We start from the raw sequence: 15616 nt of genomic DNA on the forward strand, positions 1-15616 counted from the left end.
CCTGCCCTTCGCTAGAAGGTACGTTCAGCATATTGGCGAGCTTCAACGCCGAGATGATCTGTTTAGCACGACGTGGCCCAATGCCTTTGATTTGCATCAGTTCCTGTTCGGTAACATCCAGCAACTCTGCAATAGACCTGAACTGATTGAAGATGGCTTCAATTACATAACTGCTTGGCTTTTCGCACAATGTATCGGCCAATAGAACACGAAAAGACGACATATCATATGAATTCATAAGGGTAAATACCTCCTGATAGTGAAATGAAATAGAAAGAGAGAGACACGATTCATGCCTCCCTCTTGTGCAATTGCAATGATTCAGTTAAACTGACTTCAACATCATTTTTCTTGGTCGCTTCTTTATTGAGCGGCCTCTTTCTTTTCTAACTCTTCAATCTGCAATTCAACCATGACGACTTTAGCCAACCATTGGCAGTAAACTCTGCCTTCCTCACATTGAAATGGTGCGTTGCTGTCCATCGTCAGCAGCACAGCCTTCAATCGCTCTCTTTTCTGTTTAAGCTCTTGTATGGTTTGCATCTGTGTTCACCTCCTTCCATGGAATCGACTTACCGATCGTCAACGAGAATCACTGGCAAGCTTGCGGCTGATGCACTTTGTAGGTGATCAATACCGTAATTTCTGCATTCTTCAACGCAATGACCGAATACAAATTTTCATCCACCATGACTGAATAGATGAAGCTTTGCAGTTCATCGCAAAACCCAAGGTATTCCTTGTTGTCGTTCTTCCGAAATCCTTCATAGTTCATGGATGGCCGTTCTCCTTTCCTTCGATTAGTTAGCTTTCGCGATACGCTTCTGGTGACGTTCGATCTGCTGGGGGAATTCCCGCCGAAAGTAAATCACAATCCAACGTGCGGCTGTTTGGTCATCAACGCCGTAGAAGCGGCGGCAATACGAATACAGCACATGCCCAGCCATCCGCACCTGACCATTCATCACGAGCTGTTTCAACAGCGTGGTCAGTTCTTCAGGCAACCCACGTTTTACAACCATGCCTAATCACCTCCTTTCAAGGACTCATGCGACCGTGAAAACCGAATGAAAGACAACACAAATAACCCGCTATAAAGCAAGCAGGCAGTTTCAGTGCTATATAATGTTGTCTACAGTCGCATCTGGATTAGCTGTAAATATATAAAGCAATCTTCTGGTGACGACTGAAGTGCCAGCCCTCAGCCTCCAAATCACGAGCTATTTTGTCGTAATCAATGTATGTGGCGAGTGAAGCGGGTACAGTGCCATACATTCCGTCATCGACCATCTGCATGGCTACGTCGCTCAATTCATCCACATCGTAGTAAATACTGTAATCACCGGAAGACAAGACACGAATCATGTCCTCGCGATCTCCAAGGCACTCATACAGTACTTCTACCAAGGAAGAATCGTACGCACTGAGGGATTGAACAAATGCATTCAATGTATACACATTCTCGTATTCACTCACATCAAATGGTGCTTCATAATCATGGATGGCATATTCCTCATCGCATCCCAGCACATCTCGAATGCATTCCTCCAGATGGTCATGATCCGTCGGCAGTTCAATCCATTCTCCGACAAGTTCTCCTTCGTTGTACTTCGCTACATTCGCTACATAAATGTTGATTTGCATGTTGATCATCATCCTTTCCTGGTTTTTGAGAGCAACAACGTCAGCGAAATCACAGCCTATAGAATTGCATTTGTATCACTCCTTTCCCTGGTTTGGACAAGCATCTCACCTTGTCTAAGACTTCCCTGTCAAGCACAACAAGCAGAAAACAAAAAAGGACTGCATTCCGCTGATCAACAGCAGAATGCAGTCCTTAGAAAGGGGTTGGGCATGAAACGGCGACCCACCCCCATCAATAAGAAGTATGGGGGTACCCCGAGAAAATGTATCTCATTTTTGGCCTATATGGCCGATCTTCAGTTTTTCTTTTTCTCTTCCACAATGTTGATGAAATCACTCGCCAGACGATGGACAAATTTCACTTCTTGAAGTTCTCGTTCGCTGAGTAATGCCCGGAGTGATTCAATGAGAACTTGCTTTTCCAGCACGTCATTCTCCATCGTTGCATGCGTAAAACGAAACACTTCAGCCGGTACAACGCCTAATGCTTCAACGATTTTTTCAAGCGTTTCAATCGAAATGTTTCGTTCCCCACGCTCCACATCACTTATGTAGCTGTATTGGAGACCGCATGCGTTCGCTAACGCCTCTTGCGTCATTTCTTTTTGCTTGCGAATATGTCGTATCTGCTCGCCAACGAGCCGCTTAAAATCAGACATTCAATCACCTCTACCTATAAGGCTAGAGTTAAGAATGTAAAATTATTATCCTATTAAAGTATAAATATATACATGTAAATTACCGATAAAGTTAAATGACAATGTTTTTTAGGAGGGATATCGGTTGCGGATCGCACACAATATTCCAGCACTCAATACCTATAATCAACTCAATCGCAATTCAAGAGCCTCATCCAAAACGATGGAGAGGCTTTCATCCGGTCTGCGAATCAATCGGGCGGCAGATGATGCGGCAGGTCTCGCTATATCTCAGAAGATGCGGGCACAGATCAGAGGGCTTGCACAGGCCGAGCGAAACATCCAGGATGGAATCTCGTTGATTCAAACAGCCGAATCCGGCCTTGGAGATATTCAATCAAATATCCAGCGAATGAATGAACTGGTGTTGCAGGCGGCGAATGGCATGTTAACGTCGTCCGACCGTCAGCAGATACAAAAGGAAATCGAACAGATCAAGCAAAGCATCGATTCGATTGCCAATAATACGACGTTCAACGGCATTCATTTACTCAATGTTTCAGATGCACCGCCAACTGGATACTCGGTTGTCAATTTGGCGAATGCGGTGAGCATTACCATTTTTGAGAAATCCAGCGTTCATACCTACGAGGCAACCTTTTCGATTGCTGATTTGGTCGATGGAGTAAACTGGGCAACGCCTGCGACACCTCCAGTTTCCCCTGAACCGTATCAGTTTTCTGTTGATCTTGAAAACAATACGTTTACGACAAGGGCTGAAACTGGCGGATATGGCAACAACATTACTGCGGTCAGAGTCAATGGACTTCAAGGCTATGAAGAGACGGAAGTGTATGCAACAAAACTCATTTCTTATTCGGGAACGCCTTGGGATGATCATCCACCCGAAAATATATTAGGTGATGACTTATCCGATTGGCCGAACTTTGAGGACTACGGCGACGTTTGGACAGAAATCACCGTGCAGTTTGAAGCAAATATCGATCCAGATTCTTACCCTGTACCCGATCCATCTTCAAATGAAGTTATACTGCAAGTCGGTCCGAACAGCGGGGATACATTTACCGTTGAATTGACGGATGCGAGAACAACCGCTTTGGGACTAGCTGATGTGGCGGTTGATCCACCATCAAAAGCTCTTGAAGCGTTGGAGGACATCCAAAATGCGATCAATACCGTATCATCGGACCGTGCCAAATTCGGAGCGGATCAGAATGCATTGGAGCACATTCACAACAACGTTACGAACTATGGGGAGAATTTATCAGCGGCAGAATCGAGAATTGCGGATGCGGATATGGCGAAGGAAGTTATGCATCTGACCCGCAATCAAATATTGACGCAGGCTTCACAAGCGATGCTGGCTCAAGCCAATGCGAGTCTGCAACATGTACTCTCGTTACTGCCATAGAAACATACAGGGGGCGGCAATATGTATTGCATGAAGTGCGGAAACAAAATGACGCAAGGCGATGACTTCTGCGATTCCTGTGGAAGTCCTTTTCATTTGCAACAACAAGTAAACGTAGGTACAAGTATTACAGTCCCAGATGAGGAAATAGCGTGGTTTACAGGCAAACGATCCGAAGAATACGCCCAGAAGTGGAAACAAAACCGTGCATGGAACTGGGCGGCTTTTTTCTTCGATGCTTATTGGTTGATGTATCGAAAAATGTATGTGTACTGCACGGTTTTTCTGGCAATCTGGTTTGCTGTCATGATGCCACTCACATACGTCATCATGGAAAAGAGTGAATCCATATTCATCGGGTACACTTTCGTTTTGCTGATGTATGTCTTCGTCAAAATTGCACTTGGTTCTGTTGCCAACAAGCTGTACTTGCACCATGCAAGAAGAAAGATTTCACAGATTAAGCAGATTCCGTGGAAAGATGCATCGATGGAACGAGAGATCAGGCGGAAAGGCGGGACGAATCTGGCTCTGCCAATCATCGTTGTGTCTATCCCGTATATGATCGTGTTGTTGATCGGTATATTCTATTTTGTCACTATGTATCAACACATGCAAAAAGCGGCGGAATACCTTCAGCAACAAGATCAAATCGTTGAAACAAAAGAGCAACAGTCGAAAACGACATTAAACGATGATCAAGCGACGATGAGTGAATTAGATTGGGACGGCGATCAATGGATACATATTTTATTGCTCGGTGGTGATCGAGGTGATCTTCTGGCCTATACCGACAGTATCGTTGTAGCTTCCTTAGATACGGATCGGAAGAAAGCATATCTGTTTTCGATTCTTCGAGATACCTATGTTTCAATGCCTGGTCATGAAGGTGGGAGAATAAACGAATTCAAGACAAAGGGTGGCATTGACTTGGTCAAGCAGACAATTAAAGATTATACAGGGATAGCTATCGATTCCTATGTGTTTGCAGACTATGAGGGATTTATTAACTTGATTGATGCGATGGGCGGCATTGACTACGAAGTGGAAAAACCAATGGAGTATGCCCCTGAAGGAGAAGATCCGGAATACCATATTCAATTGGATGAAGGTTATCAGCATTTGGATGGACATGAAACGCTGCAATACGTTCGATTTCGAATGGATGCGATGGGCGATTATGCAAGAACCGAACGCCAACGCAATATTTTGGTTGCCATACTGGACAAGCTTAAGGATCATGCCTCCATGCCAACCATGACTGATCTGATTCATTCGATGAGTTCATACGTGATAACGGATATTTCAATGGGTGATCTGTTACAGCTTAGTAAAGTCGCATTCCAACTGGACATAGATGACGTTGAGAGTATTCAATTGCCGCCAATCGAACTCATTCGTGAGGTAGTAATCGATGATAAAAATGTGATCGCCGTTGATGAAGCACTATTGCAAGAGTATGTGCAAAATGTGTTGCATGATCAATAGCCTCCAATGTCATTTCTGAGACGATCTACTTACTTTGAACGCTAACATTGATTCCAAGGTTAAGCATTTGGAAGCGAAGTCTTCGCTCAATAACCATCCTCAAATACAAAGCAGGTGATGAAACGTTGCAAAAATTTGTCCGCACCGTCAATACAAGTGAAGCGTTCAAGATGAAACTCGATCATCTGGAGCGGGAATATAAAATCAAAATGCAGTCAATCAAGGAAGAGGTTGCACAAAAAGAATCTGAACTCAATAAGTACAATATGACAGGTGTCGGCGGTCAGCTTGGCGGCGGATTCCTCCGTGTAATCGGATGGGCTGTTGTCATTTTCAGCTTGCTAGTCTTCCTCATGGGATTTACGTTAATGCGAACTGATGGCCCTGTTGCGATGGTGATCCTTTTCTTTGCCGTCGTCGTCTTGATCATTGGCATCGTCCTTATCGCCAAAGGAGCATCCATCCGCAATACAGCGTTGATCAGACAACAAGAAGTGCAGGAATTGAGTCATTCGTTGGAAACCGAACTGGAACAATTGCGAGATGAAATGCAGAACATGGAACAGTACTATCAGGATGAAATGGTGAAGCAGAAGCTCTGGTATGAACAACATATGCTGAACCAACAAGAACTCCTTGAACAAGAAGTATCTGCGATTCGACAAGCCAATCCTGCCACTGAAACCATTGCAGATGATACAAAAGAATGTCCGCAATGTGCGGAGACGGTGAAAGCAAAAGCACGGATATGTCGATTTTGTCATTATCAATTTGAATAGGTTTGACCTGACTAGCAATAGACCGCATACGGTGAACCCGTCAAGGCCGCGAAGCGTTTATATAGCCTTGACGGGTGGTTCCGTGCTCCCACGCTATATCTTTGCCCAGCAATGCCTTGCTGGGCCTGCCTAGCGGCGAGCGTTGGGGTGCAGGGGACGAGTTCCCTGCGTCTCCCCCATCGGGGGACGGAAGGGGGATATGGTTTTCGGCATCAATTTCAAGTGGAGAGCTGAACATCAATTCGGCTCTTTTTCTATTTACTATGTTACAATTTTGCAATTTTCATGGTATATCAGAAACAGATTGCGTTTTGTTTTCATAAATGCTGATCCCCGATATTTGAGAACCGCATAAAAACCGGGGTTTTCTGCTGTTGGACGGGGTACTGATCGAAAATGTGATGATTATTCCATACATACCCCCAATTAATAATTGATTGATAATTACTAAAAAACTTATTGTTCTGTTAAGTTATCGCATGTTAATGAAGGAAAATTGTAGAAGGAAGTCGAAGTTAGAATTATAAAATTGTAGATCATATACTTATGAGGTGATGATAGAATGAGCAATGTTCTAGCCGGATTAGATGAAGAATTAACCGTGTTTAAGGATTTTAGAAGGTTCTTCAAAGAGCATCCGGAATCATTACTTGGATACGTTATGGAACTTGGATACGAAGAAGGCACAGTTATAACTAATGATTACTATAAGCTTAGAAACCATGGTATACCTAAAAATTCATTTGTAATTATCAAATTAATCAATACAGAAATTGGAGAGGGTATTAACGTCCCAGAACATTACATACTTGCAAGAGTTAAAGAACCAACTACAACGCCTTTATCAAGTGATGTTTCTAGAACATATTTTGAACTTCATAAAAATCATATGCCTGAGATCGATATATTCACTAAAGCTGAATTACAATGGAGTGCACTGAAAATCACGGTGCTCGGGACATATTACGAAAATGAGTCTGGAGATCTGGAGTATGCAGGCGATATAGAGAGTTATTTTTCACCGCACCTATATGAAGTTTATCGGCCTTCAAATGAAATTCTCGACAAATTAATCAATAATTCAATTGAAACCAATCAGTTTTCGATTGGAAAATTAAGATATACCGAATCTAAATTACAACAATCTGTTAATGTGGATGTACAAGTATCAGTAGATGACTTTATAGCATCTAGAACTGCACTTTTTGGAAAGACTCGAATGGGTAAAAGTAACACTGTTAAAATCATTGCAGAATCAATTATTAAGAAATACTCACATGTTGGTCAATTGATTTTTGACTTAAATGGCGAATATGCGAATACAAACGAGCAAGATCAAACATCGTTGTATGAAAAATATCAACAAAAATGTAAGAGATACTCTATAAACTATAAGGAAGGATTAGAAACACTAAAAGTCAATGTTTATGATGATTTAAAACTTGGTCATGCAATCATCAAAGAATTATTGAACGTGGATAAAGTAAAGGGTGATTACTTAAATGGTTTTATAAATTTTGAGCCATTGGATAAAGAGGAAATTGAAGAACTCAAACAAGAAGACGTTAGTGCATATAAGCGATATATACGACATGAAAGTATCTATAAATGCATTCTTCATAAAGCACAGTTTAAATCTAAACCTAACTATAAAGTGGATTTCGATATAAAGAAACCGATTTTGGAGGATGTTTTTGGCGATGATTTGCCAGAAAAAAAATATATTGATATAGCTGATGCTTCAAATTATTTCATAAAAATATGGAATAAATATCTTCAAGTAAAAGATAATCCGCCATTTATATCAGGGAGTAAAGACTATTTTGATGAAACGGATAAGTCTTTACTAACCATGCTTTCGGGAAAAAAATCAAGTGGCTCGATAGTAAGTGGGGCAACCAAGTTAATTAAATATACACAGTATCATGATAGTAATGCAAATAGTGCTATAAACAAAATAATTAGTGAGCTAAAAGAGGGAAAAACAATAATATTGGATTTGAGTAATTCTAATCCATTAATCGTGAATTTCTTCTCTGAAAAAATATGTGAAGCGGTTTTCTCTCACCAAATGGATTTGTTTACTGCAAATAAACTGCAAGGTAAATTTGTACAATTTTATTTTGAAGAAGCACATAATCTTTTTCCATCAAATGATAATGATTTGTCTAATATTTACAACCGATTAGCAAAAGAAGGTGCAAAGTTCAATATAGGCATAGTTTATTCTACTCAAAGTATTTCAAGTTTGAGCAGAGATTTACTTAAAAACACTGAAAACTTTTTTATTGCCCATCTAAATGATCAGAATGAAATTAAAGAACTTACGAAATTTTATGAGTTTAAAGATGTTGCAGTTGATGTTCAAAAAACACAGTCAAAGGGTTATGTTCGGCTTGTAACTAAATCTCATAAGTATGCATTACCAGTACAAATTAAGCTGTTTGGGGTGTAGATATGGCTTATTCAAGTAATAACTTAATGCCATTTGAATATGCGAGCAAGTTAGGACATGTGACCATTATTAAGGATGAATTTGTTTCAAAATTAATTCATGATTTTGAATCTTTTTCTTTAGATGATGAGAATGTAGAAACGGATGGATACGAGTTCAATATACCCGAGAAGGATTGTGATATCCTTTCTGTTATTGCAGTAGATGGAAGTTGTAGTCATATCACAAATCCAATTGTAAATAAAAAGGCAATATCATTTATCAAGGTAGCCACGTTGATGATAAGTCTCGATCAACTACAAAAAGCACAAGGGACTATTGTAGATCCAAAATTGATAAATGAAATTGTTACAAAATATTCAGATACTCTGTCCACAGTGTTACCACTAAATAATGTTAAAATAAAAGGAGTTACTCCGCTTGAAACAATAAGAAGGATAATAAATGTTACACTTAAGGAAAAGAATAAAATCCTTTACGACACATTGGAATTTCTTGTGTTCAGAAAATGGCTTCCTAATTATCAATCAAACTTAGAATTTAGTTGTCCACTATGTAATAAAACAAATATTTTTAAAGGTGAGTTTGATGAAGTAACTTGTAGCCACTGTGATCAACAGATATATTTGAGTGATTATATTAGTTTGCATATGGAGTTCAATGATGAATACACAAACGAAAGTCTTGCAATGAGTTTTATGCAAGTACTTGAGCACTTGCTATTCATAAGTTATCTTCGTATTCTCTACGAACAAAAAAGAAATCGGTTAGCATATGTATTGTTACTTAAAGATGGTCCATTAGCTCTACATTCACAATATTCTAGGCTTGTAGAGCCGATTAAGGAATTTATTCAATTTTTGAAAGATGAGAATATCAAGGCCTATATAGTAGGAATTGAAAAGACAGGCCCTTTTTGTGAACACGCGGAACTTTTAACGAAAAATTAAAAAACCCAGGGGATATTTTAATTCCGGATAATAAATATATTTTCTCTCATATTAAACACGGAGACAGTGATAACACAAATTATGGAGAAAGGGTTCTTTATGGCTCCAAGGTATTCATTAAAATTGATTCGAAAGATGTTGTGGTAGCATGTATTCCCACTGGTGACTATAATCCAAATCCAAAGAGGGAAGATCTTTTTGGGTTAGACGAAATTGTTAATATGTTAATTCGACTGAAGTCAAAGCAATATGCCAATGCATTATTACCAATAGTAGCAGTTAATAAACTTGCTTCGATGTCGGTTTATCCAACGAATAATATTTTACAGAAATTTGTTGAAAAATTAATGAAAGATGGCGTTGGAAATGAACAGTAATATAAATACAGCAAGGTTACAAAAAGCATACACTAAGAAAATTCATAAACCTTTTCTTAATTCAAAACCAGGTGAAATAATTGGCCATCCATTTATGAAATGGGCAGGGGGAAAAAAATCGTTGTTGGCACAAATAATCCCTCACCTTCCTAGAAAGTTCAATTGTTACTATGAGCCATTCCTTGGTGGAGGGGCATTATTTTTTGCATTACAGCCAAAGGGAGCGGTGTTAACTGATGTCAACCAAAATTTGATAAATGTATATGTTGAAGTTAGGGATAATGTCGAAAAAATTATAAGTTCTCTAAAAGAACTACCTTATAACAAGGAAATTTACTACGAAATTCGCGATTATAAACCGAGTGACCCCACTCTTCAAGCTATACGTATGCTGTACTTAAATCGTACATGTTGGAATGGGTTATATAGGGAGAATTTAAAAGGTGAGTTCAATGTTCCGTTTGGTGATTTCAAGAACCCAACGATTTGTGATGAAAATGCACTAAGAAGAGCCTCAGAAGCATTGAAGAATACTCTAATTCGTTCTACGGATTTTGAAGAGTCCTTGTCTTACGTAAGGGAGGGGGATTTTGTATTTCTTGATCCACCATATACTGTGTTGAATGAATCAGATAGATTTACTAAGTATAACTCAAATATTTTTTCATGGGAAGATCAAAAAAGGCTTGCTAAAACAGCAGTCGAATTGGCGAATAAAGGGGCTTTTGTAGTTGTTACTAATGCTCATAACAAAGAGATAAAACAGCTTTATACAGGATTTAGAAGAAGAATACTGAGAAGAAGCAGTACAATCAGTGGCAAGTCAAAAGGAAGAAAGAAGACAACGGAGTATCTACTATTAGGGAGTAATTAAGAAATATCGTCTTATGCATAGTATCAAATAGTTATTGTATTAGAATACATACAAAGTTATAATGGAATAGGAACGTGTGTTCGTGATTATGAGAATCCCAAATGGAGATTTTAGCTTAAACAGTACCGCGGTTTGAAGATGATTTGAATAGACTAAGATTAGCTAGAGAGGAGCTGGTAATTGTGAATGTATTAGATGTAGCACGTTATTTCATAAATCATTCCACTCCAAATTCTCAAAATTCAATTACACATTTGAAATTACAAAAACTCACATATTTCGCACACGCTTGGTATTTGGCTGTTGTAGGAGAGCCGCTGGTTACTGATGATGAACCAGAAGCTTGGGTGCATGGCCCTGTCTTCCCAAAATTATACTATAGATATAGGCATTATGGTTTTAAGGAGATTGTTGAAGAAAGAGTTGCAATCAACTTTCCAAAGAATGTTGAGATCATACTTGAAGCTGTATGGAATTACTATGGCGACAAAACAGGAAAGCAACTTGAAGTATTATCCCATCAAGAAATGCCTTGGATTAAAGCTAGGGAACATCTAGGAAAACATGATTATTGTCAAACACCTATAAATCCAGAAGATATAAAAAAATTCTATAGAGAAACTATATTATTTTAAGTACCTAAAAGCTGAGGATTATTTATGAATTTTTTGTTGGCATCAATTAGTATATGGGTTTTGTTACTTGTCTTTGCATCGTATCTGTTTGTCAGCATCGTTAACACTATTTTCTTGAATGTATTAAGCAAATCAGGGAAAACTAAATCCAATCTATTAGTTAAAGAATCTATAGAAAAGTCTAGGAATTCAAAAAAATTAAGTTTATTGGCTACAATACTACAATTAATAGAGAAACTAAAATTACTACTTAGGAATAACTATTTTCTTTTTACACTCTGCATTTTTCTAGTGGTTTTATTAATTAACGTTGTAGCAATATACTCTACAACAAAAGTTCCTAGTATATACAAAGTTATTTCTGATTTTACTCAATTCATAGCATCGAATTTAAATATCGATTTGTTGACTACACAAAACGCAAGAACATTAATTGGAATCATACAGTTTGCAACCAATGGCTTGGGTGTATTCCTGTCAGTATCACTTACACTACTTTTTTTTACTTATAGACATAGAACGTCGATTTCATTGAGTAATAGAATAATAACTAAAAATTCAAATCAAGTGTCATTCACCATTGTTATATCAACATTTATTCTTGGGAATTTTTTATTACTATTTTTGCCTGAAAGTAATAATTTCCATATTGATAAAGACAACTTGATTAGAATGTTTTTTTGGTTTTTATTGTCGATAGGGGCAATTTTTTCGGCGATCAATATTGTGAAAAATATGTTAAATAGTATAAATTTAAAGTTTATGTTGGAAGAATTAATGGAGCAGAATCAACGGATAGTCAATATACTATCATACTCTAGTAATTACAGATATGCTAAAGATCTATATGATGAATTGAAAGTCAACATAGAAAGACTTTATCAGACATTTATCCATATTGTGGAGAAAAATGTTAGTGGAATATACAATGAATACTACAGAAAATGGGAAGGTATCTTGACTAAAAATATACAGGGTCCAGAAAATATATCGATTATGCCGTATGTTCCGTTCGGCAGATTAAATGAAGTGAATTCAAAAGAATTTTTAAAACTTTATAGAGTGATGTTAGACAATCAAATCAATCTAATTTCAACCTTGTATAAAAATAACAAAATCCTTGAAGCGAAAAAATGTATAGAAACATTTTTTAATATGCAACTTGATTATGATAACAGTTTGTCAACACGTTCCAAACCATATTTACATGAACTAATCTTATTAATACATAACGAATATAGAATTCATTTTAGAGCTACTTTAAATAGGGTACAAGAAATTCTCCGTTCTGAGCTGGATGGCGACAGCAAGCTAAATATAAAGTCAATTTGTTTAATATATAAAGATTTGATCTTACGAGCTGTTGAGAATAATGATTTAAATTTAGTAAGTTCATTGGCCTATTCTGTTGTTGAATCACTTGAGGAAAGTGAAAACAATAAAAACAAGCAAAAATCACTTTTCGAAAAACTTAATGAAGCGTTCAACATAAGAATTAGGTTTGGGAAAATGAAGGAAATATTGCAAAAAGAAAAGGATTTAAGAGGGTTATATGTTAACTCAATAATTTTCATACTATTACAAGCTTTACTAAAAAGTATTGAACTATCAAAGAAAGAATGCTGTGGTTTTTTAGTAAAGCTAATAGTTACAAATTTCCATCGAACGGATGAACTGAAAAATTTGTATGAACAATTTTATTATTCAGAAGATAAAAGAAATCCGTTTTTGGATTTCGGCCGGGAGAAAGAACCGGAAATAAAAGTCGATCCCAGTTTTAATCGGGGTTCGCTTAAATATTGTACGAATAAAATGACATTATTATTATATGGACAACAGCATTTTGTAGATGAAAATGACTTAGATTTGAGGTACCAACATCTATCTAAAGGAAATTACATTGATGTTTATAATCACTTAAGTGAGTGCAATTATGTAGGATATTTGTTAGATAAATTTAGTAACGAGAAAGAAAGCTACAACTTATTGTTTCTTTATAAAAAAGAATTTATTGCGAGGCATTTTGATGAACTTAAAATTGAGTACAGCAAATCGGAGAAGTAGTGAATTTACTTCTCTGATTTTTTAGTTTTACAATTGATACGGAATTGTTTTTTAGAAAGGGGCTTTTCTAATGAAAAAGGAAATCACTGCTTATGATTCTTTCTTTACAGGGGCAACAGGAGAAGCAATTATCCAATCAATTTTTAGTAGGTGGAAAATATCTACTACAAAAATTTCAGAATCTGATTTTGGTGAAGACTTTCTCTGTGATATTTTTCTGGCATCAGAAGATGGCAAGACTAACATTAGGACAAATTTAACGTTCCGAGTTCAAGTAAAAACAACTAAACAAATTAGTAAGGAAGGTTACATTAGAAAGACAAAGAAGGGATTCTCATTTTCTTTAGGAACAGCTTTGCTTGAGTTGTGGATAGAAAGTTATTATCCAGTTATCTTAGTAATTTGGGATCTGAAGGAAAACTGTGGATACTGGTGTGCCCCTCTTCAGGAATATAATTCATCTAAATTACCCGACACAGAAACCGCAACAATTCACTTTAATAAAGAGATGTTGCTTGAAAATAGCGAAAGTAAAATTAAGGATTATGTACAACATTATTATAATGGACTTCTGAATATAGGGGATTCCCAGTATCAATGTTATATTTATCCGATATGGATGCCTAAATATAGAGTCTTCACAGCATTTGAGATAATGCAGTTTTTCAAACAGGCCTCTACGTCAACAATTAAGCAAACTATTCATGTCTCTAATTTCTTGCCATCATTTTTAGCTTCCTACAATAATATTAATTTAGACGGTGGGTTACCATGTATTCAATACATAGGAAACGCAGATTCCCTAAGTAGTTATGTCTTAAGTTTAAAAAAGTATTTGTCTGAAACTCATGTTGAGTTAACTGATGATAGTTGGATTGCATTTATTGTTAGTCCTATTGAAATAATTCAGGCAGAATATCGAGTCATCAATAAAATGACGGATTGGATTTCTTTTTCATTAATAAATAAACAACTAGTTACTGATAGAGAATATTCATTTGAATTAGGGAACGATTATTACTACACCCGTAAAGTGAGAGCCAGTTCGAGTGATCAGGATTTATTCATACACTCTAGTGGCGATTTCGCAGTTGAAGTCTTCGCCACAGGTTTTTCTTTGGCATCTAGAAAAGCAGGCTGTCTATTAAATAAGAAGTATTATACACGTGCACTTTGTATTTGGGACGTATCAAATTGCGAACAATCAGAAAAGGAAGAAATAGAAAAATGGTGCCATGATAATAACTACACTTATAATATCCTTGAAGATGATTTGAATATTGTTGTTATTGCTCATGAAAACTTTTCTAAGGGATCATACGGCATTATGTTGCCTGGAGCAATTACATGGTCAGAATTTGATAAAGGTAATTTATCAGATGAAAATATAACAGCCAAAATACCATATGGCACTCTTGCTAATTCAGTTGACGCCCAGAAGGTTCTGAATGTATACCTTGATATTCCCGACAAAATAACTGAAGAAGTTTTTATTAAATATGGGCAGATGTCCTCCGGCGAAGTTTTAAATCATAGGGAACGATTGATACAATTTATAAGTTATATCCATCCTTTAGACAACAAGAAATTTGAAAGACATTTGGAAGAAGTGAAAAAAGATTTTGAGAGGGTATTCCTCACAGAAGAAATAAGCTTTGAACTATTTGTTGATTTCTATGATGGTTTGGCGAATTTAATACTTAACATTAAACCAAGTTGGAATGTTCCTACGAATGAAATTATCGAATTCGCCACACCATTGTTTATTCAAATATTCGAGGAAATTCAAACAGAATGTCATCAAAGAAAAAACATGGCTTACTACATCAAGTATAGACTAGATCGATTTCTGCCTGAGGAACTTGTGAAATTTAAGTGAATAATGTACATATATTGGTACTTGGTTACGGCTGTGAAGGCGAGGTAAATATCATGATTTTGTTCTCAAAAATTTTGGATGGATCAGTTTGAACAAAAAAGCTATAAAATCAGTGGGGATATTTGCTAGGGTTGTAGAAAGTGCTTAGAGGGAATATCAAAACTTTAAGTTGATCAAAAAATATTGAAAATCCATTTGTGGTAAATTAATTGGCAAAATTTGAGCATGCTACCGCAAGATTAAAAGTTATTGAGCTTAAACCGCATCTGGAAATATTCATTGATGAGTATTTTTGTTCTAAGACGACAAAATTTAACCGATTTTAAATGAAAAATATGTTGAAAAGGAGAGATAAATAGTGCCTCTCCTTTATTTCCAGTTTACCCTATCATGTTACTGTC

15 protein-coding genes are annotated in these 15616 nt (G+C 36.9%); 9 read left to right on the forward strand and 6 right to left on the reverse strand.

Going from position 1 to position 15616, the window contains the following annotated elements:
* From PSHG_RS25680 to PSHG_RS25705, 6 genes are all read right to left on the reverse strand, one after another.
* On the reverse strand, window positions 1-238 hold a 238-nt coding region (locus PSHG_RS25680; protein ID WP_010279930.1), incomplete at its 3' end, for a helix-hairpin-helix domain-containing protein.
* A gap of 125 nt (window positions 239-363) precedes the next feature.
* The gene (locus PSHG_RS25685; RefSeq protein ID WP_026021611.1) at window positions 364-543 is read right to left on the reverse strand and encodes a hypothetical protein; all 180 of its coding nucleotides are present in this window, start codon (window positions 541-543) and stop codon (window positions 364-366) included.
* A gap of 49 nt (window positions 544-592) precedes the next feature.
* On the reverse strand, window positions 593-775 hold the full coding sequence (locus tag PSHG_RS25690; RefSeq protein ID WP_010279932.1) for a hypothetical protein: 183 nt from the start codon (window positions 773-775) through the stop codon (window positions 593-595).
* 25 nt (window positions 776-800) lie between these two features.
* Window positions 801-1022 carry a hypothetical protein gene (locus PSHG_RS25695; protein ID WP_010279934.1) on the reverse strand — a complete coding sequence of 74 codons (222 nt, stop codon included), beginning with the start codon at window positions 1020-1022 and terminating at the stop codon, window positions 801-803.
* Window positions 1023-1149: 127 nt separating this feature from the next.
* Entirely contained in the window at window positions 1150-1644 is a 495-nt protein-coding gene (locus PSHG_RS25700) for an antirestriction protein ArdA (protein WP_010279936.1), read from the reverse strand.
* 296 nt (window positions 1645-1940) lie between these two features.
* Window positions 1941-2303, reverse strand: coding sequence for a helix-turn-helix domain-containing protein (locus PSHG_RS25705; protein ID WP_010279938.1), 363 nt, complete (start codon window positions 2301-2303; stop codon window positions 1941-1943).
* A gap of 124 nt (window positions 2304-2427) precedes the next feature.
* On the opposite strand from PSHG_RS25705, the gene PSHG_RS25710 reads away from it, so the two are divergent.
* From PSHG_RS25710 to PSHG_RS25755, 9 genes are all read left to right on the forward strand, one after another.
* Window positions 2428-3714 (forward strand): flagellin N-terminal helical domain-containing protein, encoded by a 1287-nt coding sequence (locus PSHG_RS25710; protein WP_010279941.1) that lies wholly within the window; start codon window positions 2428-2430, stop codon window positions 3712-3714.
* Between the two features lie 21 nt (window positions 3715-3735).
* The gene (locus PSHG_RS29740) at window positions 3736-5202 is read left to right on the forward strand and encodes an LCP family glycopolymer transferase (RefSeq protein WP_010279943.1); all 1467 of its coding nucleotides are present in this window, start codon (window positions 3736-3738) and stop codon (window positions 5200-5202) included.
* Window positions 5203-5327: 125 nt separating this feature from the next.
* Complete coding sequence (locus tag PSHG_RS25720) at window positions 5328-5981, forward strand: zinc ribbon domain-containing protein (protein ID WP_010279947.1); 654 nt, start codon at window positions 5328-5330, stop codon at window positions 5979-5981.
* A 562-nt stretch (window positions 5982-6543) separates the two neighbouring features.
* Window positions 6544-8436, forward strand: coding sequence for an ATP-binding protein (locus PSHG_RS29090; protein WP_010279949.1), 1893 nt, complete (start codon window positions 6544-6546; stop codon window positions 8434-8436).
* 2 nt (window positions 8437-8438) lie between these two features.
* Window positions 8439-9386 (forward strand): hypothetical protein, encoded by a 948-nt coding sequence (locus PSHG_RS25735; RefSeq protein WP_010279951.1) that lies wholly within the window; start codon window positions 8439-8441, stop codon window positions 9384-9386.
* 366 nt (window positions 9387-9752) lie between these two features.
* Window positions 9753-10637, forward strand: a complete 885-nt coding sequence (locus PSHG_RS25740; protein WP_010279956.1) for a DNA adenine methylase — start codon at window positions 9753-9755, stop codon at window positions 10635-10637.
* A gap of 182 nt (window positions 10638-10819) precedes the next feature.
* A complete protein-coding gene (locus PSHG_RS25745) occupies window positions 10820-11272 on the forward strand; it encodes a Panacea domain-containing protein (protein WP_010279959.1) in 453 nt (150 codons plus the stop codon).
* Window positions 11273-11296: 24 nt separating this feature from the next.
* The gene (locus PSHG_RS25750) at window positions 11297-13336 is read left to right on the forward strand and encodes a hypothetical protein (protein WP_010279962.1); all 2040 of its coding nucleotides are present in this window, start codon (window positions 11297-11299) and stop codon (window positions 13334-13336) included.
* A 70-nt stretch (window positions 13337-13406) separates the two neighbouring features.
* Window positions 13407-15215, forward strand: a complete 1809-nt coding sequence (locus PSHG_RS25755) for a DUF4365 domain-containing protein (protein ID WP_010279966.1) — start codon at window positions 13407-13409, stop codon at window positions 15213-15215.
* Window positions 15216-15616 lie beyond the last annotated feature (401 nt).

The sequence above is a fragment of the Paenibacillus senegalensis JC66 genome, assembly GCF_000285515.1.
GTDB classification, from domain to species: Bacteria; Bacillota; Bacilli; order Paenibacillales; family NBRC-103111; genus Paenibacillus_L; species Paenibacillus_L senegalensis.